Here is a 22,309-nt window from a genome sequence, read left to right as displayed (position 1 = left end):
CAAAATGTTGCAGTGCACAACATCCGCACATTCTAACCGTTTGAACTTTTGGGAAGAGTAATAAAGCTTTGCGGGACCGCAACAAAGTCCCGCAAAGCCTTATTTCCGTCCGGCCAGGAAAACCGGACGGGGGGTTCAGCATGCCGACACGACGTGGAGGAAGCCTCAACACATGCGCACGGCAATCTGTACGCAAAACCGGTGGCGCGATCCTCGCGGACCGCACATACAGTTTCTTCTAATGCAAGATGGGTAAAAAGGCATCACCTTATTGGGTGAGAAAGCTACTCAGAGGCGACCTTTTTTGGGTGTTTCGCCTTGACCTCAGGCGATCTCGCGCAATTGTTCCGCGGTTTGCAGGTCGACAGAGACCAGCTGCGACACGCCCTGTTCCGCCATCGTCACGCCGAAGAGGCGGTTCATGCGGGCCATGGTGATCGGGTTGTGGGTGATGATGACGAAGCGCGTCTCGGTAGAGGCTGCCATCTCGTCCATCAGGTTGCAGTAGCGCTCGACGTTGTGATCGTCGAGCGGCGCGTCCACTTCGTCGAGCACGCAGATCGGCGCCGGGTTGGTGAGAAACACCGCGAAGATCAGCGCCATCGCCGTCAGCGCCTGCTCGCCGCCCGAAAGCAGCGTCATGGTCTGCGGCTTCTTGCCCGGTGGGCGGGCCAGGATTTCGAGGCCTGCTTCCAGAGGATCGTCGGATTCGATCAGCTGCAGCTCGGCCGTGCCGCCGCCGAACAGGTGCGTGAAGAGGCGCTGGAACTGAGTGTTGACGACATCGAAGGCGGCGATCAGGCGTTCGCGGCCTTCGCGGTTCAGGCTCTGGATGGCGCCGCGCAGCTTGCGGATCGCGTCGATGACGTCGTCGCGCTCCTTGATCAGCGCCGCCAGCCGGTCGCTCAGTTCCTTCTGCTCTTCCTCGGCGCGCAGGTTGACGGCGCCCAGCCGTTCGCGCTCCATCTTCAGCCGCTCAAGCTCTCGCTCGACCTCGCGCAGATCAGGCATCGCCTGCATGGCGTCGAGGCCGGCGAGCCGGAAGGCTTCGTGCGGGGCAACGTTCAGCGCCTCGCGGATGCGCGCCTCGCCCTCCACGCGCTTTTCGCGGGCCGAAACCAGGCGCTCTTCGGCGCGGCCACGGCGTTCGCGGCTTTCGGCAAGCTCGGAGAGCGCAATCGCCGCCTTGTGATCGACATCGCGCTGCATCAGCTCAGCCTGCGCCAACAGATCGGCGGCGGCACGGCGTGCGTCGTCGGCCTTCTGCAACTCGTTCAGCAGGCCACGGCGCTTGTCGTCGAATTCGTCCGGCGCCATTTCGAGATCGGCGGCTTCCTCGCGGGCTTCTTCCTCGCGGTCGCGCAGCGTCGCGATGTGGTCCTCGGCGCTTGCGGCGCGCTGGCGCCAGGTCTCGCGCTCCTGGACGATTGCGATGATGCGGCGCTGGCGGGCGTCGTTTTCGCGGTTCAGGCTCTCGTGGCGGGCTCGGGCTTCGGCAAGGGCGCCGCGATCGGTCGCGACATCGGCCTGCTGCAGCCGCAGGCGCTCGTCGAGCGCGGAGAGATCCGGCGCGTCGTCGAGCTCGATGCGGGCGTTTTCTTCCTGGATGGCGATGTCTTCAAGCTGGCTCTGCAGCTGGCTGACGGCTTCGGCGATGACATCGCGGCGGCGGATGAGATCGCCGGAGGCGCGCTCGGCCGCCGCCAAGGCCTCGCGGGCTTCCGCCAGTTGGCGCGCGGCCATGCGCGCGGTATCGCGGGCCTCGGCGAGGCGATGTTCCTCGCCCGAGATGGCTTCGGCCGCGATCGCCAGCTGCTCTTCGGCTTCAGTCAGCACATCGCGGGCGATCGATGCTTCGCTCTCGAGCTCGGAGAGACGGTTCTTCTGGGCGAGACGGAGTGCTGCCGCACTCGGCGCATCGGCGCCGGTGACGTGGCCATCCCAGCGATAGACGGCGCCATCGCGGGTGACGAGGCGCTGGCCGGGCTTCAGGCTCGCCATGAGAGCGGGCGCATCGGCGTCGGAGACGAGACCGATCTGTTTGAGGCGGCGGGCGAGTGCTGCGGGCGCGCGGACATGGGTGATCAACGGCGTGACGCCAGAGGGCAGCGCCGGATCGGCCGCGCCATCGCCGTTTTCCGACCAATGGGCCGGCGCTTTCGGGTCGAGCGGGGATTCGAGATCATCGCCAAGGGCAGCACCCACGGCGGTCTCGAAGCCGCGATCGACCTTGAGATCATCGGCGACAGGCGCGAATTCGCCGGCGGTGGCGCCGGATGCCAGCATGCGGGAAATGGTGCGCGCTTCGGTCTCGATGGCGTTCAGCTGGGCGCGCGCCTGATCGACCGGCGCGCGCGACATCGCCTCCGTCTGGCGGGCAGCGGCCAGCGCCTGCTCGACCGCCTGGATGGCGGCTTCGGCCTCGGCGACGGCGCTTTCGCCGGCTTCGACGACCATGCGCTTCTCATCGGGATCGGGCAGCGTAGCGATACGCTCGCCGATGCCTGACAGCTCGCGATTGGCCTCGTCCATCTGGCGCTCGAGGCGCATCTCGCGATCGGAGAGATCGCGAATGGCGCGTTCGAGTTGGTTGCGGCCGGCGGCGGCCTCGGCGCGTTCCGATGTCAGGCCGGCGAAGATGCGCTCGCTGTCGGCAAGCTTGGCGGCGGCCTCCTCGAAGGCCTCGCGGGTCTCTTCTGCGTAACGGCCGGAATCTGCGAGGATCTCGTTGATCTCGGCCTCCTCGGCATCGAGGCGCTGGAGGCTCTCGGCATTGTCGGCGACGAGCCGTTCCTCGCGCCTGATATCCTCCGAGAGCTGTGCCAGGCGGCGGGTGAGCTCATCGCGGCGGCGCAGGATGCGGTTGGCGTCTTCTTCCAGCTGGGTCTTGGCGATCTGCAGGCGCTGCAGGGCAGCCGCCGCGCGGGCCTCGCCCTCGCGCAGTTCAGGAAGCTTGAGGCTCGATATCCCTTGCGACTTGGCGGCCTCCATCTGCATCTGCGCCTTTTCGGCGACGATGGAGGTGGCCTGATTGAGCGCGCTGTCGGCCTCGGCTTCCGCCTCCTTGGCCTGCACCCAGCGGATATGCAGGAGCATCGCCTCACGGGCGCGGATATCGGCGGAGAGCGACTTGAAGCGATTGGCCTGGCGGGCCTGGCGCTTCAGGCTCTCGATCTGGCTTTCGAGCTGCGACGTCACGTCGTCGAGACGCTCAAGATTGCTTTCGGCGGCGCGCAGGCGAAGCTCCGCCTCGTGGCGGCGCGAATGCAGGCCGGAAATGCCGGCGGCTTCTTCCAGCAACTGGCGGCGAGCCTGCGGCTTGGCCGAGATCAGCTCGCCGATACGCCCCTGCCCGACCATGGACGGTGAGCGGGCGCCGGTGGAGGCATCGGCGAAGAGCAGCTGCACATCCTTGGCGCGGCTTTCCTTGCCGTTGATACGGTAGACCGAGCCCTGCTCGCGCTCGATGCGGCGGGTGACCTGGATCTCGTCGCTATCGTTGAAGCCGGCCGGCGCCGTGCGGTCGGCATTGTCGAGATAGAGTGCGACCTCGGCGGTGTTGCGGGCGGGACGATTGCCGGAACCGGAGAAGATCACGTCGTCCATGCCGGACGCGCGCATGTTCTTGTACGAGTTCTCGCCCATCACCCAGCGAAGCGCCTCGACAAGATTGGACTTGCCGCAGCCATTCGGCCCGACGACACCGGTCAGGCCGCGCTCGATGACGAATTCAGCGGGTTCGACGAAGGATTTGAAGCCGACGAGGCGGAGCTTGTTGAACTTCATGTGGTCGCTCCGATCGCATGATCGAACGATCGAGCCTTGAGATGGAGGGGAGGCAAGCTTTTTGGGCTCCTCATTCCTGTGCTTGTCACAGGAATCCAGCCACGGCGCGTCCGCGCCGTGAATGAGCCCTTCGCGCCCAAGGACTTGGGCGCACTGGATTCCTGTGACAAGCACAGGAATGAGGGCGAACGAAAGTATCCGCTCGCCCCAAGAAAGGCGCTCAGCTTAAAGCAGGCTGTCGATAAGGGCCGACATGATGTCAACCGACATGTCTCCAGAGTAGCGCTTCCCGTTGATGAGGAAAGTCGGAGTGGCGTTGACGCCGAAATCCTTGGAACCCCGTTCCCGCGTCGCGTTCACTTCATCCAGCAGCTTCTGGTTCGTCAAGCACTTCGTGAAGCTTTCCTCACTAAATCCAGCGAGTTTGGACATCTGGAGGAGTGCAGCGCGGCCATCTTCGGCGGCGGCCCAGGTCTGCTGCTGCTTGAAGAGCATCGAGACCATCGGGAAATACTGCTCCGGCGTGCTCAGATCTTCGGGCTTGGACGGATTGCAGCGAGCCAGCATGAACGCGGCTGCAGCGCGCGGATCGAAGGGGAATTCGCGGATGATGAAGCGAGCCTTGCCGGTATCGACATACTTCTTCTTGATCTCGTCGAAAGTCGTCGTGTGGAAGTGCGCGCAGTGCGGGCAGGTCATCGACATGTATTCGACGATGGTGACCTTGGCGTCGTCCTTGCCCAGCACCATTTCCGGCAGAGCGCCCGGCTTCAGCACGGCTTCCATGTCGACATCGCCGTCGGACTTCGGAATTTCCACAGCCGCATTGGCGCTGCTGAAGACCGCCATGCTGGCGGTCGCGGCAGCAACGCCGCCCAGGAGCTGGCGCTTGGTCAGTTGCATTTCGGACATCTGCATAATTTCCTCATAAACGAGAGTAGCGGCTGGAAGTGCGATATAACGGCTGACGGCCGCGAACAAGGCACGCGTGAACGAGTTTCTTCAAACAATTGTGACCTTGATGGGACGAAGGGGCGGGAGTGGCAAGCAACTCTTGATTTTATTTGGCACGGAAGGCGGCGTTTAGTCCTTGCTCTCGCGTCTCATGCGCTCAGCATGGCGACGCTCGATGCGATCAAAAACAACGTCGGCATCGATATCAGGGCTCGGGTCGTCGATTGCTTCGCGAATTTTTCTACGCATCACCTCATCCGAAAGAGGCGTAGTCTCGCCTGTTGTGCCAAATGACCGCTTGTTTGACATTCTTATCTCCTCGCCACGCTTGCAGCCGTAAAATGCCTACCGCCCCTTCTTCCCCAACACCGCCGTGCCCAGCCGCTTCACCGCCTCGCGCAGCTTCTCATTGTCGATGCCCTCCATCATCCCCTCCAGCCGGCGGGCCGCCTCGCCTTTCAGCGGCGGCGGGGTGCGGGAGCGTTTGAAGGCCTGGGAGACCGGCTTCTGGACGATGCGGATCTGGTGGACGGCGGAGAAGCCGAAGAAGCTGTTGATGCGCTGGATGAGTTCGCCCTGCGCATGCGTGAGAAACAAGGCGCGGGCGCCTTCGCAGGCGATGGTCAAGACGCCGGGGCGGAAGCTGCCGTCATCGCCGCCGCGCGCCCAGGCGATCTTTTCGGGGCGGGTGCAATCGGCGAAATCCTCGCCGGCGATCTCGTCCCAGGAGCCGAGCAGCGCGGTGTTGATGCCGGCGCGCTTGGCGAGCACGGGGTCGATCAGGCCGTTGGCCAGTTCGGAGATCTGTTTTTCACCTTTGCGTGGATAACTCATGGAAACCTTTGGATGCCGCCGCTATCGGGCGCCGCCGCCTTGATCGGGCGGCAATGCTTCGCCAAGTATAGGGCACTTCCCCTCCGCACGGCAAATGATGACCTTAAAGACCACCACCGCGCCCTCAGCAAAGCCCCTGCTCAACTGGTACGATCGCCATCACCGCGACCTGCCCTGGCGCGTTTCGCCGCCGATGGCCAAGCGCGGGATCAAGGCCGACCCCTATCATGTGTGGCTTTCCGAGGTCATGCTGCAGCAGACCACGGTTCCCGCCGTCAAAGCCTATTTCCTGAAATTCCTCGCGCGCTGGCCGACGGTTGGCGATCTCGCCGCCGCACCCAGCGAGGACGTGATGGCGGCCTGGGCGGGGCTTGGTTACTACGCCCGCGCCCGCAACCTGAAGAAATGTGCCGAGGCCGTGGCGTACGAACATGGCAGCGTCTTTCCCGACACCGAGGAAGGGCTGAAGGCGCTGCCGGGGATCGGGGATTATACGGCAGCGGCGGTGGCGGCGATCGCGTTCAACCGGCAGGCTGCCGTGATGGACGGCAATATCGAGCGGGTGATCTCGCGGCTTTATGCGATCTCGACGCCGCTGCCCGCAGCCAAGCCGTTGATGAAGCAGAAGGTGGCGCTGCTGACGCCGGCGGACCGGCCTGGCGATTTCGCGCAGGCGATGATGGACCTCGGTGCCACGATCTGTACGCCGAAGCGACCCGCCTGCGCGCTCTGTCCCTTCAACGGATCGTGCGAGGCCTTGGCGCTTCACGATCCCGAGCATTTCCCGGTCAAGGCCGCCAAGAAGGCGAAGCCCGTTCGCGTCGGCGCGGCCTTCGTGGCGGTGACTGATGATGGCGAGGTGTTGTTGCGGCGGCGGATTGAAAGCGGTTTGCTCGGCGGCATGACCGAGGTGCCGACGACGGGCTGGACGGCGCGGATCGACGGCGAGACCTCGGCGGACGCGGCTCCGTTCACGGCCGACTGGCAGCCATCGGGCACCGTCACCCATGTCTTCACCCATTTCGAGCTCAGGCTTTCGATCTGGCGCGTGGCGATCCCCGCGAGGATCGAAGGGGATGACGGATGGTGGGAGCCGGTTACAAATCTTGACGCGCAGGCATTGCCCACAGTCATGAAAAAAGCGATCACAGCGGCTATTCCACTCGCGTTTCAACAGTCCAAGGACGGATAAATGCCTATTGATCATATCGTTTTCGATATCGGAAAAGTTCTTATCCACTACGATCCGAACATTCCCTTCAGCCGCATCATTCCGGATGCGACCGAGCGGCAGTGGTTCTTCGACAATGTCTGCACCCACGACTGGAACATCGAGCAGGATCGCGGCCGCACATGGGCGGATGCCGAGGCGCTTTTGATCGAGACGCACCCCGATCGCGAGGAACACATCCGCGCCTTCCGCAAGCACTGGCACGAGATGGTATCGCACTCCTACGACGACAGCGTCGCCATCATGGAAGGGCTAATCGCCGAGGGCCGCGACGTGACGATGCTGACGAACTTCGCCTCCGATACGTTCCGCGAAGCACAGGTACGCTTCCCCTTCCTCACCAAGCCGCGCGGCGTCACCGTCTCGGGCGATATCGGCCTGATCAAGCCCGACATCGCGATCTACGAAGCGCACACCGAGAGCTTCGGCCTCAATCCGGCTACGACGATCTTCATCGACGATTCGGCACCCAACATCGAAGGCGCCAAGAAGGCGGGATGGGATGCGGTGCTCTTCACCAGCGCCGAGCAGCTGCGCGCCGATCTTGCAGAACGCGGCGTGAGGGTCTGACCATGGCATTCGATCCAGTCAAGGAAATCACCCTGTTTCACGACGCGATCAACAGGCTCGATTACCAGATAATCGAGGACTATTTCGCCGAGGACGCGACCTATGTTTCCAACGGCGTCGGCAGTCTTTCGGGTCGCGACGAGATCATGACGGCGTTTCGCAAATATTTTGACGACTATCCCGACCAGACGGCCTTCAACACGCTTGTCGAGCGCGTCAGCCCCTATGCGGGACGCGCCGTATGGTCGGTGCGCGCCACCCACAGCAAGACCGGCAAGCCGCTGGTGCGCGAAGGCGAGGAAACGATCACCTTCAACGAAGAGGGACGCGTGACGCGGGTGGATGTGAAGGACTATCAGGCGTTCTAAGCCAAAGAAGCTGCCGGGCCTCCCTCCCCCGCGAAGAGAAACCGCAAATCTCTCATCGTCTTAGGAACAATCAGCGCCGTTGACGGTTTTGTGAGGGCCCGCGCATGACGCGGTTTCGAGCAAACGATAAGTCAGCCGTGCTGACGGGAGGTTATGATGGGTAGAGGTATCTTGCTGTGGTTTCTGGGCGTTCCGATCCCGCTGATCCTGATCATCCTGCTGTTCTGGCACTAGGGGGTCGGCGATGTCCTTTACCTCCTCCACCGTGGTGACCGACGCACCACTGGAATCATCGGCTCCCGCCGTCAGCTGGGGGCCGATCATCGCCGGCACGCTGGCCGCCACCGCGATCTCGCTGATCTTCATCCTGATCGGCTCCGGCCTTGGCCTGACCATGGTATCGCCCTGGTCGCATGACAACGCCTCGCTGACGACGATCGGCGCGACTGCCGCGATCTGGCTGATCGTCGTGCAGTGGGTTTCGGCCGCACTCGGCGGTTATCTGACCGGCCGGTTGCGCACCAAATGGGTCGGCGTCCACACCTACGAGGTCTTCTTCCGCGATACCGCGCATGGCTTCCTCTCCTGGGCGCTAGCGACCGTTGTCGTTGCCGGATTGCTGGGATCGGCGCTGTCGTCGGTGATCAGCACCGGTACGCAGGCCACCGCAGCAGCGGTGGGAGCAGTCGGCGCGGTAGGTGCCGGGGCGGCTGTCAGTGCCAGCGATGGCACGAGCGGCTTCTCGCCGGCCTATTTCACCGACGCCTTGCTGCGCCCCGCCAATACCGCGCCGGCGGCCGGCAACCAGAGTGATGAGGCGGTCAATGCCCAGGTGACGCGCGTGCTGGTGAACGGCATTGTCGACGGCAAGCTTTCGGCCGATGACCAGGCCTTTGTCGAGCAGGTGGTTGCCGCCCGCACCGGCCTGTCGGCGACCGATGCCAAGGCCCGCGTCGATGCCGTCATGAAGCGGATCGACGACGCCAAGCTTGCCGCCAAGGAGGCTGCGGATAACGCCCGCAAGACGGCTTCGGCGGTTGCCCTGTTCGGCGCGCTGTCGCTATTCGTCGGCGCCTTCATCGCCAGTGTCGCCGCCGCAATCGGCGGACGCCAGCGCGATGAAGACGAAGAACGGATGGCATTGTTGCGCCGCTAAGCGATAAAGCTGAAAACTGAAAAGACGCTCGGAGCGATCCGGGCGTCACTTGTTTTTTCGGAAGTCCAGAACTGAAGACGCCCGGGGTATGATCCCGGGCGCCTTTTGCCGTCTTCCGCAACTGGAGGTACAAAAACCGGTCGACGGCAGTCTCGATCGGGCCTTTCGCGGATCAGCCCGCGTTTGCCAGATCACTGCGGATGATGGCCCTGAGATCGTCGATCGGGCGCAGGGATTGCCCATCGTCGAAGTGCCAGAACGTCCATCCGTTGCATGCGTCGAAACCCTGGACCTTTGCGCCCATTCTATGGATCGAACCCGCCTCGCCGCCAGCCGTAACCGTGCCGTCGGCGCGGACGATGGCGCTATAACGGCGCTTGGCGTCGGTCAGCACCTGGCCGGGCTTGATGAGGCCGCTTTCGACCAGCGTGTTGAAGGCCACGCGGACCTCCTGCTTCTTGCCGGTCATAACAGTCAGTTCCGCCTTGCCGAGCGGCTCGACAGCCTCGATGCGGGCAGACGCCGCGTCGATATAATCCTGCTCACGCTCGATGCCGACGAAGTGGCGGCCGAGGCGCTTGGCGACGGCGCCCGTCGTGCCCGAGCCGAAGAACGGATCGAGAATGATGTCGCCGGGCTTGGAAGAAGCCATGATGACGCGGGCGAGCAGCGCTTCCGGCTTCTGCGTCGGATGCACCTTCTTGCCGTCCTCGCCCTTCAGGCGCTCGTGGCCGTTGCAGATCGGGAACAGCCAGTCGGAGCGCATCTGCACGTCGTCGTTCGAGGCCTTCAGCGCATCGTAGTTGAAGGTGTAGCCCTTGGCCTTGGCGTTCGGGCTTGCCCAGATCATCGTCTCGTGCGCGTTCTGGAAACGACGGCCCTTGAAGTTCGGCATCGGGTTGGTCTTGCGCCAGACGATGTCGTTCAAGATCCAGAAGTTCAGATCCTGCAGCGTGGCGCCGACGCGGAAGATGTTGTGATAGGACCCGATGACCCAGAGCGTGCCCGTCGGCTTCAGCACGCGGCGGCAGGCGAGCAGCCAGGCGCGGGTGAAGGCATCATAGGCTTCGAAGGAGGCGAACTGGTCCCATTCGTCGTCGACCGCATCGACCAGCGACTGATCGGGACGATGCAGGTTGCCGCCGAGCTGCAGGTTATAGGGCGGATCGGCGAAAATGACGTCTACGGAATGGGTCGGGAGGGCTTCAAGAGCGGCAACGCAATCGCCCTTGATGATCGTGTCGATCCAGGAATCCGGCTTTGCGGAGGCCTTGAGATCGGCAAGCGGAAATACAGACGCCATCTTTTAACTCGCTCATACACATTACGCTCTTTACTGTCTGTTATGGTTACTCATCTTGGTTACCAAAGCCTGAACCGGGGTACGATTTCGGGAAAATAAAATCGCCGGGGCGCGCCATGGTGCAACCACTTGCCGGTTTGCGGGCCATTGCCTATGATTGAATTCTCAGGAGCGAACACGCGATGCGATCGACCAAGGCAGCCGAAAGTTCAGGCAAGCAACCGTCCCGGAAGAGCATTCTGGCGGGAGAGCTGACCGATGAAGAAATTCGGCTGATCCGCAGCGCACGCGTTGAAACCGACGCGCCTTACGAACTTGACGATCTTGATGAGGATGGAAAACTCAGCCCTTCGAAACGGCCGAGCTGATCCCTAACCCACCACATCATGCACCGCCCGGCTATCCTCCGGCGCCTCCGCCCGCTCGTTCATCCCGTAATCGCGCACGACATGGCCGATGCGCAGGCGGTAGTCGGCGAAGATGCCGCCGCGGCCGGCGGCTTGGGCGGCGCGGTGGTGTTCGAGGTTGCGCCAGCGTTTGACTGCTTCCTCGTCGCGCCAGAAGGAGAGCGAGAGCAGCTTGCCGCGCATGGTCAGGCTTTCGAAGCGCTCGATGGAGATGAAGCCATCCATCTTCTCCAATTCGGCTCGCAGTTCGCCGGCGAGATCGAGATAGGTGTGGCGCTCGCCCATATAGGGCAGGACTTCGAAGATGACGGCGATCATGGCAGCACCTTTGCGGCGTGGGGAAGCGAGACGTTCTTCAGGAAGATGCGGTCTTCCTTGAGGATGAAGCCTTCGCGCCTTGCGAATTCATAGTTCTCGCGGCCGAGCGGATCGGCGGCCAGGCGGGCGCGGTAGGCTTCGTAGGCGGCGAGGTTTTCGATGTTGTAGACGCCGTAGGCCGTGGTCGCGGAACCCTCGTGCGGGGCGAAATAGCCGATGAGATCGGCGCCGTTGCGCGGGATGGCCTGGCCCCAATTACGGCTGTATTCGGCAAAGGCATCCTTCTTGAACGGGTCGATTTCGTAGCGGATGAAGCAGGTGATCATCTTTTTTCTCCTTGATTGCGGGATGGTTTTGCCATGTTGCGGGACGGAGATGCTTCGGCTACGGTCGAAGTATGGAAGATGACATCCTGAGGAGGTGAGCCGTGAAGGAAGGACCTGATATCGCCCAGATCGGCGCGCTGATCGGCGATCCCGCCCGCGCCAACATGCTGGCCGCGCTGACGGGTGGTAAGGCGCTGACGGCGACCGAGCTCGCCGCTGTCGGCGGCATCACGCTGCAGACCGCGAGCGCGCACCTCGCCAAGCTCGAGGCCGGTGGGCTGCTCCTTCCTCGCAAGCAGGGGCGGCACCGCTATTTCACGCTTGCCGACGAGACGGTGGCGCGGCTGATCGAAAGCATGATGGGCTTTGCGGCGAGCCGTGGACATCTGCGCCACCAGCCGGGGCCGAAGGAACCGGCGCTGCGCAAGGCGCGGATCTGCTACGACCATCTGGCAGGCGATTACGGGGTGCGGATGCTGGATAGCCTCGTGGCCAAAGGCGCGATCGACGCCGTCGGTGACGGCTTGGCGCTGACCGCGAAGGGCGAGGAGACGTTCAAGTGCATCGGGATTAATGTCGCCGACCTCAAGGCATCGCGGCGGCCGCTCTGCCGCTCCTGCCTCGATTGGAGCGAGCGGCGGGCGCATCTGGCGGGCAGTCTCGGCAAGGCGCTGCTGGCGAATTTCTTCGACAAAGGCTGGGCGCGTCGTACGGCGGGCAGCCGCTCGGTGATCTTTTCCCCTGAAGGCGAGCGGCAGTTCCTGGCGCTGTTTCCGGTAGAGACGTCGGTCGCGGCCTGAAGTGCTGCGCGCTTCAGGCTCTTGTTTTTGCGCATGTCTTTGTCCCGAAACCGGGAACCACTTTCGGGAGACATGCGTCAGCTTGGCGCGACCAACACATCGGTGAAGCCACGCTCGGCGATATCGTTGCAGAGTTCGCTCCATTCGCACTCGTCGCAAGCCTTGCGGATCGTGCCGAGAGCGAAATTGCGGCGCAGGCGTTTCAGCAGCGCCGCGTCGGGATAGATGCGGGTGCCCTTCCAGACCGCGATCCCCAACAGACGGCCGACGGCTTGCGCCGCCGCCCTGTCCCGCGCCACGACGCTGTCGTTGTGGCAATGCGCCGCCGCTCCTGAGAGCAGCGGCGCGCAGATGTCGTCGGGGCCATCGACCAGCTCGATCTCCTCGCCCGACGACAGGCGCCGGGCGATTTGGATGTAATTCTCGGTGAAGGCGGGCGTGTAGCCTTCACCGACGAAGGTCAGCATGCAGAGCAGGTGGTGGGCGCGCAGGCGAACGGTCACTTCAGCGGCCGGTGTAGATCCGGATACCCTTAAGCACGGCTGCCGCCAGCGCCGACTTCAGCACCGCGCCGAGGATGAAGGGAGCGACGCCGAGCAGCCAGGCCTTTTCCATGCCGAGCAGGTTTGCGAGCCACAGGCCGCCGATCACAAGGCACAGGATATTGGCGGCGAAGTGGGCGGCGAAGCTTCGGATCACCGCGTCGCCGGTCCAGCCGCGCGCGGCAAGCCAGCCGGCAAGGGCCGCGACAACAGGGAAGGACGCGAGATAGCCCGCCGTCGGGCCGGCGAAGGGGGCGAGACCACCGGCGCCGCCAGCCAGAACCGGGAAGCCCATGGCTGCTTCAGCGAGCCAGGCGAGAACCGTCGCCGCGCCGAGACGCCAGCCATAGAGCGCACCGATCATCGTCACCGCGAAGGTTTGCATGGTGATCGGCACCGGCACCATCGGCACCGAGATGTGCGAGGCGAGCGCCAGGATAAGCGTGCCCGCCAGCACGAAGACGGCCTTGATGGCGGCCGGGCGGGCAGCCAGACGCAGCGGGTCGAAACGGAACTCCTGGGATTGATCGAACAGGGACATGAACTCTCCTTCTCAAACTATAGATAATTTTTGATTCCCATCTATTTTATGAGAGAGATTTTTCGCGATGGCAAGCGGCCACGATGCGATTGCGCGGTGGACAAAGGGTATCACACGCAGGATCGGCGACGAAAATAGTGCAGGTGCGCGCATTTATGGGCGATTCACACCGACAATAAATTATCTATAATTTTTGGAGATCAGCCGACGATGGCGAAGGCTTCGCCGTTTTCGCCGGCCTTGTTGGTGGATTTCGGCGCGCGGCCGATCCATTGGACGTGTCGCTCAAGGATGCCGGCCGCCTCTTCCGCCCTGCCCTGGCGCAAGGCCACGAGGATGGCGCGGTGGTCGTGGTCGGTGCGTTTTTCCCAACCGGAACGCCAGGCGGAAAACAGAAAGCGAGCGCTGGCGGCGTGGAGATCGTCGATCGAGGCGAGCAGACGGCTCATGTTGCAGGGCGTCAGGATCAGGCGGTGGAAGCGGCGGTTGGCCTCTTCCCAGGCGTGAACGTCGGCCGCCGCATCGCCCTCGCGGGTCGCCTCTTCGGCGGCGTCGAGGATCGCAGGCGTCAGGTGCTTGGCGGCGTGGCGCAGCGCCAGCACCTCGAGTGCGGCGCGCATCTCGGCCACCTCGCGGACCTCCTTGATGTCGAAGGAGGCGACGCGCACGCCGCGGCGCGGCTCGCTGATCGCCAAGCCCTGGGCCTCCAGGCGGCGGAAGGCTTCGCGCACGGGCACGTGGCTGGCGCCGAACTCCTCGGCGATATGGTCCTGGCGCAGACGGAAGCCGGCCGGCAGTTCGCCGCGAACGATGCGGTCGGCGAGCACGCGGCTGATGCGGCTTGCGATTGTGTCTTCCGGTTCCTTGGCCATATTCATCCATTAGAGGGCGAGCCGTGGCTTGTCGAGGCGGCAAGCGCCTGCATCCGCAGGCATTTCAATTGAGCGCAACTCTAGCCATCCAGCACCCGCAGGCCAGCCATGACGCCTGGCCGGTTGAGATCGGGCGAGGCATCGTGTAAAGCCGCAGCATCCCCAACAAGGCTTGAGAATTACATGAACGGCTTCGACCTCATCCTTTTCGACTGCGACGGTGTTCTGGTCGATTCCGAAATCATCGCGGCGGACGTCGAGTCCAAGCTTCTGACGGAGGCCGGCTACCCAATCAGCATCGAGGAGATGGGCGAGCGCTTCTCCGGCATGACCTGGCAGAACATCCTCATGGAAGTGGAGCGCGACGCCAGCATCCCGCTCTCGGCCTCGCTGCTCGACAAGTCCGAGAAGCTGCTCGACATGCGGCTTGCGTCCGACGTGCAGGCGATCGCGGGCGTCGAGGCGGCCATCAAGCGCATCGATCTCAAGCGCTGCATCTGCTCGAACTCGTCGAGCGCGCGGCTGACCATGATGCTCTCCAAGGTGGGGCTCAGCCAGTTTTTCGCGCCGAACATCTTCTCGGCCAAGGATCTCGGCGCCGACCGCGTCAAGCCGAAGCCCGACATCTTCCTGCATGGCGCCAAGCAGATGGGCGCTTCGCCGTCGCGCTGCGTGGTGGTCGAGGATTCCGTGCACGGCGTCCACGCGGCGCGCGCCGCCGGCATGCGTGTGATCGGCTTCACCGGCGCCTCGCATACCTATCCCTCGCACGCAGACCGATTGACGGATGCGGGTGCCGAGACGGTGATCTCGCGGATGGTGGATCTGCCGGGTGTGGTTGCGGCCCTGGCGGAGTGGGAAGGCGTGGCTTGAGTTTGGATTGAGGGGTGTTGAGGGGTTACGTGGTTGGCGTTGTGCCGTGAGGCCCCCTCATCCGACCCTTCGGGCCACCTTCTCCCCCTGGGGGAGAAGGGAAGATGGAGCGAGCGGCCGGCTCCGAGTCTCTTCTCCCCAGCGGGGAGAAGGTGCCGGCAGGCGGATGAGGGGGCCTCACGGCACGCCCTCAAACTTTGAAATCGCGATACCTCGGCAGCCGCGGTCCCCCTACCCCAAACCTTAGTTGGACTTCTTCTTGCCCTTGCCCTTGGCGGGCGCGCCCTGGTCGAAGCCGACGTTGACGCGGACCAGTGCGCCGGAGCCGACGGGCAGCTTGATGTCGTCTTTGCGGAACAGGACCTGGGTGGCGCCGGTCGGGTCGATCTGGGCGGGGAAGTTGGTGACTTCGGAATAGAGCGCGTCTTCGCCGTCGAAGACGGAGATGCGGATCGGCAGCGTGACGTTGCCACCGGTGCCGGCCGGGCCCGCGACGACGCGGACCTGTGCCACGACGGTCATCACGAGGTTCTGGTCGTTCAGCGTGCACTGGCGCGTGTAGTTGCCGATCGAGGCCTGGAAGGAGAGCTTGTCGGGCGCGCCGGTCTTGGCGCCGCCGGCGTAGCGGTAGAGGATCGCGTCGGCGTCCTTCATGTAGATAGTCGGGCAAGCGCCCTGGACGACGCGCGCCGTATTGCCGGATGCTGTCGTGGCGGTGCCGATCGACGGGTCGTTGGAGGACGGGTTGGCGGGCGACAGCGGCATGATCTGGCCGGTGGCGCCAGCGGGTGCCGTTTCCGCCGTCTTCGTTTCTCCACCGCCCATCCCGAGCGAGTTGCAGCCGACCAGAACAGCCGCGAAGGATACGGAAGCGATAAGACGAGAGACCTTGCCGAGCACGATTATTCCACCCTCTTCACAAAGTTTTTTGCCAGGCCTGCTGAGTGAAAACAGGGCCTTTCGTGACAGTTTGCGATGGTCTATATCAGCGGCGCAAACAAAAATCGATTGGGTAAGCACTGTTTTGATGCACATTTCGGGATTGCAGCCGGCGAAGGCCAGAGCTGCGGCCAAAGGGCGGCGCGACACAGGTTTTCTCTTCAATCCGGATTTTATCTAGGCCGGCACATCAAGGATGACGACAGTGGAATATATCTCGACCCGCGGCAAAGCCCCTGCTCTCGGTTTCTGCGATGCATTGCTGGCGGGTCTGGCGCGTGACGGTGGCCTCTATGTGCCGCGCGAATGGCCGCAATTCTCCAAGAAGGAAATCCGGGCGCTGCGCGGCAAGAGCTACCAGGATATCGCCTTCACCATCCTGTCGCCGTTCACCAACGGTGAAATTCCAGCCGACACGTTTCGGGCAATGATCGACGAAGCCTACGGCACCTTCCGCCATCCGGCGATCGCACCCCTGGTGCAGACCGGCCCGAACAGCTTCGTCATGGAGCTCTTCCACGGCACGACGCTCGCTTTCAAGGATGTGGCGATGCAGCTTCTGGCGCGGCTGATGGACTATGCGCTGGAAAAGCGCGGCGAGCGCGCCACCATCGTCGGCGCCACCTCGGGCGACACGGGCGGGGCTGCAATCGACGCATTCGCAGGCCGCGAGCGCACCGACATCTTCATTCTCTTCCCGCATGGCAAGGTTTCGCCGGTGCAGCAGCGGCAGATGACGACATCGACGGCGTCGAACGTGCATGCGCTCGCAGTCGAGGGCAATTTCGACGATTGCCAGAACCTCGTGAAGGCGATGTTCAACGACGGCGCCTTCCGCGACAAGGTGAAGCTCTCGGGCGTCAACTCGATCAACTGGGCGCGCATCATGGCGCAGATCGTCTACTATTTCACGACGGCGATCACGCTGGGCGCACCGGACCGCAAGGTCTCGTTCACCGTGCCGACGGGCAATTTCGGCGATATCTTCGCCGGTTACTGCGCCAAGCGCATGGGCCTGCCGATCGGCAAGCTGGTCGTCGCCACCAACGAAAACGACATCATGGCGCGCACCATCAAGACCGGCCGCTACGAGATGAAGGACGTCAAGGCGACGACCTCGCCGTCGATGGATATCCAGATCTCCTCGAATTTCGAACGACTGCTGTTTGAGGCCTATGGCCGCGATGCCTCGAAGGTTCGCGCCGCCATGGACAGCCTGAAACAGTCGAACGGCTTCGATATTTCGGCCGATGCCATGTCCTTCATCAAGAAGGATTTCCGCGCCGGCCGCGCCAGCGAAAAGCAGGTGGCCGAGACGATCAAGACCACGCTCGAAAAGACCGGCTATCTGCTCGATCCGCATTCGGCGATCGGCGTTTTCATTGCCGACAAGCACGAAAAGGCCAATTCGCCGATGGTAACGCTTGCCACCGCGCATCCGGCTAAGTTCCCCGCCGCCGTAAAATCCGCATCCGGTATTGACCCCGCGCTTCCGACGTGGCTTGCTGATTTGATGGACAAGGAGGAGCGCTTTCAGATCGTTAAGCCCGAGCTCAAAGAGGTAGAAACATTTATCGACGAGCATTCCCGGGCCTAATCGGCAGAAGGCGCAGAAAGATAGCCAATGACAGTTGAGTGCACCCGGCTCAAATCCGGGCTGACAGTAGTGACACAGACCATGCCGCATCTCGAAAGTGCAGCGCTCGGGGTCTGGATCAAATCAGGTTCGCGCAACGAGACGACAGACGAGCACGGGATTGCCCACCTGCTCGAACACATGGCCTTCAAGGGAACCGCGCGCCGCAGCGCCCGCGAGATCGCCGAACAGATCGAGGATGTCGGTGGCGAAGTAAACGCCGCCACCTCGACCGAAACGACCTCCTACTACGCGCGCGTCCTGAAAGACCACGTGCCGCTCGCCGTCGATATCCTGGCTGACATTCTCACCGAATCCGCTTTCGAAGAGGAAGAGCTGGAGCGTGAGAAGCAGGTCATCCTGCAGGAAATCAACGCCGCCAACGACACGCCCGATGATGTGGTGTTCGACCGGTTTTCCGAAGTCGCCTATCGCGACCAGACGCTCGGCCGCGCCATTCTCGGCACCCCGCAGACGGTGGTCTCGTTCACGCCGCAGCAGATCCGCGGCTATCTCAGCCGCAACTACACGACCGACCGCATGTTCGTGGTCGCCGCCGGCGCCGTGCAGCATGACGAGTTCGTGCGCATGGTCGAGGAGCGATTCGCGTCGCTGCCGACGGCGCCGAGCGCCACGCCGGTCATGGACCCCGCCAAGTATATCGGCGGCAACATCCGCGAGACGCGCGACCTGATGGACGCCCAGATCCTGCTGGGCTTCGAGGGCAAGGCCTATCACGCGCGCGACTTCTACTGTTCGCAGATCCTCGCCAACATCCTCGGCGGCGGCATGTCGTCCCGCCTGTTCCAGGAAGTGCGCGAAATCCGCGGACTCTGCTATTCGATCTATGCATTCCACTGGGGCTTTTCCGACACCGGCATCTTCGGCATTCATGCCGCGACCGGCGGCGAGAACCTGCCGGAACTGGTGCCCGTCATCATCGACGAGCTGCACAAGTCGGCGACCTCGATCGACCAGAAGGAAATCGAGCGTGCCCGCGCACAGATCCGCGCGCAGCTTCTGATGGGCCAGGAAAGCCCAGCAGCGCGCGCCGGCCAGGTGGCGCGGCAGATGATGCTCTACGGCCGGCCGATCTCCAATCCTGAAATGATGGAGCGGCTCGAAGGCATCACCATCGAAAGGCTGACCGACCTTGCGGGCCGGCTGTTCTTCGACACCGTGCCGACGCTGTCGGCGATCGGCCCGCTTGAGCACCTGGCGCCGATGGAAGACATCGCCGCGTCGCTCACCTCGCCTGCCCCACAGGGCAAGCAAGCCGTACTTTGAACCTGCATTCGCGTTGCCGGGAGTGATCGATGCCAAAATCGGTGTTTCGGTTCCTGTCTCGGCAGCCGGAAGCAGTTGAAATCGAAGACGCCAATTATGTGCTGCGGCTGCCGCGCTACCAGGATTTCAACCAGTGGCACAAGCTGCGGTCGGCAAGCCGCGGCTTTCTCGAGCGCTGGGAGCCGACCTGGCGCCGCGACGAGCTGACGGAGGGCTCGTACCGGGCGCGCGTCATTCGCGGCAAGCAGGAATACGCGTCGGGACAAGCCGTTCCGCTGCTGCTTTTCCACCGTGAAAACATGACGCTGCTCGGCGGCATCACCATCGGCTACATCAGGCGCGGGGCGGCACAGAGCTGCATGATCGGCTACTGGATGGGCGAAGCGCATGCCGGCCAGGGCCATATGTTCGCCGCACTTCAATTGGTTATACCCTACATCTTCGCAGGCCTTGAGTTGCACCGTATCGAAGCAGCCTGTATTCCAGACAATGCTCGGAGCATCCGCCTGCTTGAAAAAGCCGGGTTTCAGCGGGAAGGCTATCTGCGCGGATACTTGAAGATCAACGGTCAGTGGCATGATCACGTGATGTTTTCACTGCTCGCCACCGATACGGATAAAGGCAGGATAACCGACAGCCGATGACCAACAAACGCATGCTGCACCTATCACCATATGGACGTTTCGTCGCGGTGATCGCAGCGCTTTTCCTGTCGGCTTTGGCGCTGATGGCAGGGGTCGCGCAGGCGGCCGAACCGGTAAAGATTTCCCGCGACGACACCGCGCTCGATCTGACCAAGACCACCGAGATCTACGCCAACCAGGGCGAGGCCTTTCAGGTTTCGACCGCGGCCGGCGCCGACGGCATTCGCCGGCGCATCGAGGTGCGCTCGAGCTCGGGCAACCACCAGGGCGACTGGGCGGTCTTCGCGCTTGCCAACGTTTCCGACGAACAGCTGGAGCGCGTCATCGTCGCACCGCATTTCCGTCTGGTGAATTCCAAGCTGTTCTGGCCCGACCTCGGCTCGCAGCGCATCATCGCCATCACGCCGAGCGAGGGCTTCGCGCTCGACCGGCAGCCGAGTGACGATTCCGACGTCTTCCGCATCACGCTCAACCCGGGCTCCGTCATCACCTTCGTCGCCGAGCTTTCGACGCCGGAACTGCCGCAGATCTATTTGTGGGAGCCCGACGCCTACAAGGACACGATCAACGCGTTCACGCTCTATCGCGGCATCGTGCTCGGGATCGCCGGCCTGCTGGCGGTGTTCCTCACCATCCTTTTCGTCGTCAAGGGCACCTCGATGCTGCCGGCGACGGCCGCACTCGCCTGGGCGGTGCTCGGCTATATCTGCGTCGATTTCGGCTTTCTCGGCAAGCTCGTTAGCATCGCTTCGGCGGACCAGCGAATATGGCGCGCCTGCGCGGAAGTGGCGCTGGCATCGAGTTTAGTCATCTTCCTCTTCACCTATCTCAACCTCAACCGGTGGCATACGCATCTCGGCTACGTGACGCTGGCGTGGGTGCTGGGTCTGGCGCTGCTCTTCGGCGTGGCGATCTACGACCCTGCCATCGCCGCCGGCATCGCCCGCCTGTCCTTCGCGCTCACCGCGACGCTGGGCTTGCTGCTGATCATCTATCTCGGCCTCAACCGCTACGACCGCGCCATTCTCTTGGTGCCCGCCTGGGCGCTGATCCTGGTCTGGCTGTTCGGCGGCTGGCTGACGATCACCGGCCAGCTCGACAACGACATCATCCAGCCGGCGCTCGGCGGTGGTCTCGTGCTGATCGTGCTTCTGATCGGCTTCACCGTCATGCAGCACGCCTTTGCCGGCGGCACGTTCCAGCAGGGGCTGTTCTCCGATCTCGAACGGCAATCATTGGCGCTGACCGGCTCCGGCGACATGGTGTGGGACTGGGACGTGGCGCGCGACCGCGTCGTCACCATCCCTGACGTTTCCGTCAAGCTCGGCCTTTCGCCCGGCACGATGCATGGTGCCGCCCGCAACTGGCTGCCGCGCCTGCACCCCGACGATCGCGACCGTTTCCGCGCTACGCTCGACGTGCTGCTCGAACATCGCCGCGGCCGGCTGAACCACGAGTTCCGCATTCGCGCCGAGGACGGGCATTTCCACTGGCTGCTGATCCGCGCCCGGCCGGTGCTCGATTCCAACGGCGAAGTGATCCGCTGCGTCGGCACCGTAATCGACGTGACCGAGCAGAAGAACTCGATCGACCGGCTGCTGCAGGACGCGCTGCACGACAACCTGACCGGCCTTCCCAACCGCCAGCTGTTCCTCGACCGCCTGCAGGGCGTGCTGGCGCTGGCGCCGGGTGGCGATACGCTCAGGCCGACCGTGATGGTGATCGATATCGACCGCTACAAGCTGGTCAACGACGCACTTGGCGTAGCCGCCGGCGACAACATCCTGATCGCGCTTACCCGCCGTCTTCGCCGGCTCTTGAAGCCGCAGGACACGCTGGCGCGTCTCTCCGGCGATCAGTTCGGCCTTATCCTCGTTTCCGAACGCGATCCCGCCAAGATCGCCGACTTCGCCGATGCGATCAGCAAGGCGATCATGGTGCCGATCAACTTCGCCAACCGCGAGATCATTCTGACGGCGTCGATCGGGCTTGCCTCCTTCGTCGACCAGCAGGAAAACGCGACGGGCATGCTGAGCGATTCCGAGCTTGCCATGTACCGGGCCAAACGCGCCGGCGGCAATCGCGTCGAGCCGTTCCAACCCGCCTTCCGCGACTTCGGCGCCGATCGGCTGCAACTGGAATCGGATCTCCGCCGTGCGCTGGAGCGCAAGGAACTGTCGATGGTCTACCAGCCGATCGCCGGCCTGGAAGATGTCGAGATCGCCGGTTTCGAGGCACTTATGCGCTGGGAGCATCCGAAGCGCGGCAACATCCCGCCGTCCGAATTCATCCCGATTGCGGAAGCTTCCGACATCATCAATATGCTCGGCGTCTTCGCGCTCGAACAGGCGACCAACGACCTGATGGCCTGGGAGAGCCAGACCGGCGAGCTGCCGATCTTCGTGTCGATCAATCTCTCCAGCGCCCAGCTCCTCAACAACGATCTCTATGACGACGTGCGCTCGGTTCTCGCCAAGACCCATTGCGATCCGACCCGGCTGAAGCTGGAGCTGACCGAGACGATGGTGATGGAAAACCCGGAACAGGCGCGCCTAGTGCTGGGCAAGCTGCGCGAGATCGGCCTTGGGCTGGCGCTCGACGATTTCGGCACCGGCTATTCCTCGCTCTCCTACCTCACCCGCTTCCCGTTCGACACGATCAAGCTCGACAAGACGCTGGTCTGCGACACCAGCGACCGGAAGTCGACCGTGCTGCGCTCGGTGATCTCCATGGCGCGGGAGCTCGAAATGAAGGTCGTCGCCGAGGGGATCGAGTCCAACGAGGATGCGATCGAGCTGGCGAAGATGGGCTGCACCTACGGCCAGAGCTACCTCTTCGGTCCGCCGATGGCGTCGGAATCTGTGCTGCGGCTGCTGAAGGAACGCTTTCCGCTGACCAAGCGCGCCTGAGGTCTCTCAGGCC

22 protein-coding genes are annotated in these 22,309 nt (G+C 63.3%); 11 read left to right on the top strand and 11 right to left on the bottom strand.

What is annotated here, in order from left to right; genetic code table 11:
- Positions 1-324 precede the first annotated feature (324 nt).
- From smc to QTL96_RS20360, 4 genes are all read right to left on the bottom strand, one after another.
- On the bottom strand, positions 325-3,786 hold the full coding sequence (smc, locus tag QTL96_RS20375) for a chromosome segregation protein SMC (protein WP_289728945.1): 3,462 nt from the start codon (positions 3,784-3,786) through the stop codon (positions 325-327).
- A gap of 225 nt (positions 3,787-4,011) precedes the next feature.
- Complete coding sequence (locus QTL96_RS20370; protein WP_112944516.1) at positions 4,012-4,704, bottom strand: DsbA family protein; 693 nt, start codon at positions 4,702-4,704, stop codon at positions 4,012-4,014.
- A gap of 165 nt (positions 4,705-4,869) precedes the next feature.
- A complete protein-coding gene (locus tag QTL96_RS20365; protein ID WP_289728944.1) occupies positions 4,870-5,049 on the bottom strand; it encodes a hypothetical protein in 180 nt (59 codons plus the stop codon).
- 36 nt (positions 5,050-5,085) lie between these two features.
- Complete coding sequence (locus QTL96_RS20360) at positions 5,086-5,574, bottom strand: DUF721 domain-containing protein (RefSeq protein WP_111564363.1); 489 nt, start codon at positions 5,572-5,574, stop codon at positions 5,086-5,088.
- Positions 5,575-5,671: 97 nt separating this feature from the next.
- On the opposite strand from QTL96_RS20360, the gene mutY reads away from it, so the two are divergent.
- The 4 genes from mutY (at position 5,672) to QTL96_RS20340 (ending at position 8,899) form a co-directional block, all read left to right on the top strand.
- A complete protein-coding gene (gene mutY, locus QTL96_RS20355; protein ID WP_289728943.1) occupies positions 5,672-6,766 on the top strand; it encodes an A/G-specific adenine glycosylase in 1,095 nt (364 codons plus the stop codon).
- A complete protein-coding gene (locus QTL96_RS20350; protein WP_289728942.1) occupies positions 6,767-7,375 on the top strand; it encodes an HAD family phosphatase in 609 nt (202 codons plus the stop codon).
- A gap of 2 nt (positions 7,376-7,377) precedes the next feature.
- On the top strand, positions 7,378-7,743 hold the full coding sequence (locus QTL96_RS20345; protein ID WP_289728941.1) for a nuclear transport factor 2 family protein: 366 nt from the start codon (positions 7,378-7,380) through the stop codon (positions 7,741-7,743).
- Positions 7,744-7,987: 244 nt separating this feature from the next.
- Positions 7,988-8,899, top strand: a complete 912-nt coding sequence (locus tag QTL96_RS20340; protein ID WP_289728940.1) for a hypothetical protein — start codon at positions 7,988-7,990, stop codon at positions 8,897-8,899.
- 172 nt (positions 8,900-9,071) lie between these two features.
- Here the strand turns inward: QTL96_RS20340 and QTL96_RS20335 are convergent, their stop codons facing one another.
- A complete protein-coding gene (locus QTL96_RS20335) occupies positions 9,072-10,202 on the bottom strand; it encodes a site-specific DNA-methyltransferase (RefSeq protein ID WP_289728939.1) in 1,131 nt (376 codons plus the stop codon).
- Between the two features lie 182 nt (positions 10,203-10,384).
- On the opposite strand from QTL96_RS20335, the gene QTL96_RS20330 reads away from it, so the two are divergent.
- The gene (locus QTL96_RS20330) at positions 10,385-10,570 is read left to right on the top strand and encodes a hypothetical protein (protein ID WP_289728938.1); all 186 of its coding nucleotides are present in this window, start codon (positions 10,385-10,387) and stop codon (positions 10,568-10,570) included.
- A 3-nt stretch (positions 10,571-10,573) separates the two neighbouring features.
- Here QTL96_RS20330 and QTL96_RS20325 read toward each other — a convergent pair whose 3' ends face one another.
- The gene (locus tag QTL96_RS20325) at positions 10,574-10,927 is read right to left on the bottom strand and encodes an antibiotic biosynthesis monooxygenase (RefSeq protein ID WP_289728937.1); all 354 of its coding nucleotides are present in this window, start codon (positions 10,925-10,927) and stop codon (positions 10,574-10,576) included.
- Positions 10,924-11,253: an NIPSNAP family protein gene (locus tag QTL96_RS20320; protein WP_289728936.1), complete on the bottom strand. Its 330-nt coding sequence runs from the start codon at positions 11,251-11,253 to the stop codon at positions 10,924-10,926. Before QTL96_RS20320 ends, QTL96_RS20325 begins: the two co-directional genes overlap by 4 nt.
- Positions 11,254-11,354: 101 nt before the next feature.
- On the opposite strand from QTL96_RS20320, the gene QTL96_RS20315 reads away from it, so the two are divergent.
- A complete protein-coding gene (locus QTL96_RS20315) occupies positions 11,355-12,053 on the top strand; it encodes a metalloregulator ArsR/SmtB family transcription factor (RefSeq protein WP_289728935.1) in 699 nt (232 codons plus the stop codon).
- 77 nt (positions 12,054-12,130) lie between these two features.
- Here QTL96_RS20315 and QTL96_RS20310 read toward each other — a convergent pair whose 3' ends face one another.
- From QTL96_RS20310 to QTL96_RS20300, 3 genes are all read right to left on the bottom strand, one after another.
- Positions 12,131-12,556, bottom strand: coding sequence for a DUF1284 domain-containing protein (locus QTL96_RS20310; protein ID WP_289728934.1), 426 nt, complete (start codon positions 12,554-12,556; stop codon positions 12,131-12,133).
- A 1-nt stretch (position 12,557) separates the two neighbouring features.
- Positions 12,558-13,136 carry a biotin transporter BioY gene (locus QTL96_RS20305; protein ID WP_289728933.1) on the bottom strand — a complete coding sequence of 193 codons (579 nt, stop codon included), beginning with the start codon at positions 13,134-13,136 and terminating at the stop codon, positions 12,558-12,560.
- A 200-nt stretch (positions 13,137-13,336) separates the two neighbouring features.
- Positions 13,337-14,008, bottom strand: a complete 672-nt coding sequence (locus tag QTL96_RS20300; RefSeq protein ID WP_112982180.1) for a GntR family transcriptional regulator — start codon at positions 14,006-14,008, stop codon at positions 13,337-13,339.
- A 183-nt stretch (positions 14,009-14,191) separates the two neighbouring features.
- On the opposite strand from QTL96_RS20300, the gene QTL96_RS20295 reads away from it, so the two are divergent.
- Positions 14,192-14,881, top strand: a complete 690-nt coding sequence (locus QTL96_RS20295) for an HAD family hydrolase (protein WP_018899055.1) — start codon at positions 14,192-14,194, stop codon at positions 14,879-14,881.
- Positions 14,882-15,124: 243 nt separating this feature from the next.
- Here the strand turns inward: QTL96_RS20295 and QTL96_RS20290 are convergent, their stop codons facing one another.
- Positions 15,125-15,784, bottom strand: a complete 660-nt coding sequence (locus QTL96_RS20290; RefSeq protein ID WP_289729153.1) for a hypothetical protein — start codon at positions 15,782-15,784, stop codon at positions 15,125-15,127.
- 232 nt (positions 15,785-16,016) lie between these two features.
- Here QTL96_RS20290 and thrC point away from each other — a divergent pair, with 232 nt between their 5' ends.
- The 4 genes from thrC to QTL96_RS20270 are packed head-to-tail and all read left to right on the top strand — an operon-like array spanning position 16,017 to position 22,296.
- A complete protein-coding gene (gene thrC / locus QTL96_RS20285) occupies positions 16,017-17,417 on the top strand; it encodes a threonine synthase (RefSeq protein WP_289728932.1) in 1,401 nt (466 codons plus the stop codon).
- Between the two features lie 27 nt (positions 17,418-17,444).
- The gene (locus tag QTL96_RS20280) at positions 17,445-18,743 is read left to right on the top strand and encodes a pitrilysin family protein (protein ID WP_026283105.1); all 1,299 of its coding nucleotides are present in this window, start codon (positions 17,445-17,447) and stop codon (positions 18,741-18,743) included.
- Between the two features lie 29 nt (positions 18,744-18,772).
- Positions 18,773-19,387 carry a GNAT family protein gene (locus QTL96_RS20275; RefSeq protein ID WP_018899059.1) on the top strand — a complete coding sequence of 205 codons (615 nt, stop codon included), beginning with the start codon at positions 18,773-18,775 and terminating at the stop codon, positions 19,385-19,387.
- Positions 19,384-22,296, top strand: a complete 2,913-nt coding sequence (locus tag QTL96_RS20270) for an EAL domain-containing protein (RefSeq protein WP_289728931.1) — start codon at positions 19,384-19,386, stop codon at positions 22,294-22,296. The genes QTL96_RS20275 and QTL96_RS20270 overlap by 4 nt, the downstream gene beginning before the upstream one ends.
- Positions 22,297-22,309: the final 13 nt, after the last annotated feature.

Source organism: Rhizobium sp. S163 (assembly GCF_030380805.1).
GTDB lineage: Bacteria > Pseudomonadota > Alphaproteobacteria > Rhizobiales > Rhizobiaceae > Rhizobium.
The sequence above is the reverse complement of the archived record's forward strand: the minus strand, read 5'-3'. Positions and strand labels throughout refer to the sequence as shown.

Excerpts from the sequence above, each read along its gene's own strand:
- QTL96_RS20300 (WP_112982180.1), bottom strand. The coding sequence starts at position 14,008 with ATGGCCAAGGAACCGGAAGACACAATCGCAAGCCGCATCAGCCGCGTG.
- QTL96_RS20340 (WP_289728940.1), top strand. The coding sequence starts at position 7,988 with ATGTCCTTTACCTCCTCCACCGTGGTGACCGACGCACCACTGGAATCA.
- QTL96_RS20295 (WP_018899055.1), top strand. The coding sequence starts at position 14,192 with ATGAACGGCTTCGACCTCATCCTTTTCGACTGCGACGGTGTTCTGGTC.
- thrC (WP_289728932.1), top strand. The coding sequence starts at position 16,017 with ATGACGACAGTGGAATATATCTCGACCCGCGGCAAAGCCCCTGCTCTC.
- QTL96_RS20360 (WP_111564363.1), bottom strand. The coding sequence starts at position 5,574 with ATGAGTTATCCACGCAAAGGTGAAAAACAGATCTCCGAACTGGCCAAC.
- QTL96_RS20280 (WP_026283105.1), top strand. The coding sequence starts at position 17,445 with ATGACAGTTGAGTGCACCCGGCTCAAATCCGGGCTGACAGTAGTGACA.
- QTL96_RS20370 (WP_112944516.1), bottom strand. The coding sequence starts at position 4,704 with ATGCAGATGTCCGAAATGCAACTGACCAAGCGCCAGCTCCTGGGCGGC.
- mutY (WP_289728943.1), top strand. The coding sequence starts at position 5,672 with ATGACCTTAAAGACCACCACCGCGCCCTCAGCAAAGCCCCTGCTCAAC.
- QTL96_RS20365 (WP_289728944.1), bottom strand. The coding sequence starts at position 5,049 with ATGTCAAACAAGCGGTCATTTGGCACAACAGGCGAGACTACGCCTCTT.
- QTL96_RS20350 (WP_289728942.1), top strand. The coding sequence starts at position 6,767 with ATGCCTATTGATCATATCGTTTTCGATATCGGAAAAGTTCTTATCCAC.
- QTL96_RS20270 (WP_289728931.1), top strand. The coding sequence starts at position 19,384 with ATGACCAACAAACGCATGCTGCACCTATCACCATATGGACGTTTCGTC.
- QTL96_RS20335 (WP_289728939.1), bottom strand. The coding sequence starts at position 10,202 with ATGGCGTCTGTATTTCCGCTTGCCGATCTCAAGGCCTCCGCAAAGCCG.
- QTL96_RS20275 (WP_018899059.1), top strand. The coding sequence starts at position 18,773 with ATGCCAAAATCGGTGTTTCGGTTCCTGTCTCGGCAGCCGGAAGCAGTT.
- smc (WP_289728945.1), bottom strand. The coding sequence starts at position 3,786 with ATGAAGTTCAACAAGCTCCGCCTCGTCGGCTTCAAATCCTTCGTCGAA.
- QTL96_RS20320 (WP_289728936.1), bottom strand. The coding sequence starts at position 11,253 with ATGATCACCTGCTTCATCCGCTACGAAATCGACCCGTTCAAGAAGGAT.
- QTL96_RS20325 (WP_289728937.1), bottom strand. The coding sequence starts at position 10,927 with ATGATCGCCGTCATCTTCGAAGTCCTGCCCTATATGGGCGAGCGCCAC.
- QTL96_RS20345 (WP_289728941.1), top strand. The coding sequence starts at position 7,378 with ATGGCATTCGATCCAGTCAAGGAAATCACCCTGTTTCACGACGCGATC.
- QTL96_RS20305 (WP_289728933.1), bottom strand. The coding sequence starts at position 13,136 with ATGTCCCTGTTCGATCAATCCCAGGAGTTCCGTTTCGACCCGCTGCGT.
- QTL96_RS20330 (WP_289728938.1), top strand. The coding sequence starts at position 10,385 with ATGCGATCGACCAAGGCAGCCGAAAGTTCAGGCAAGCAACCGTCCCGG.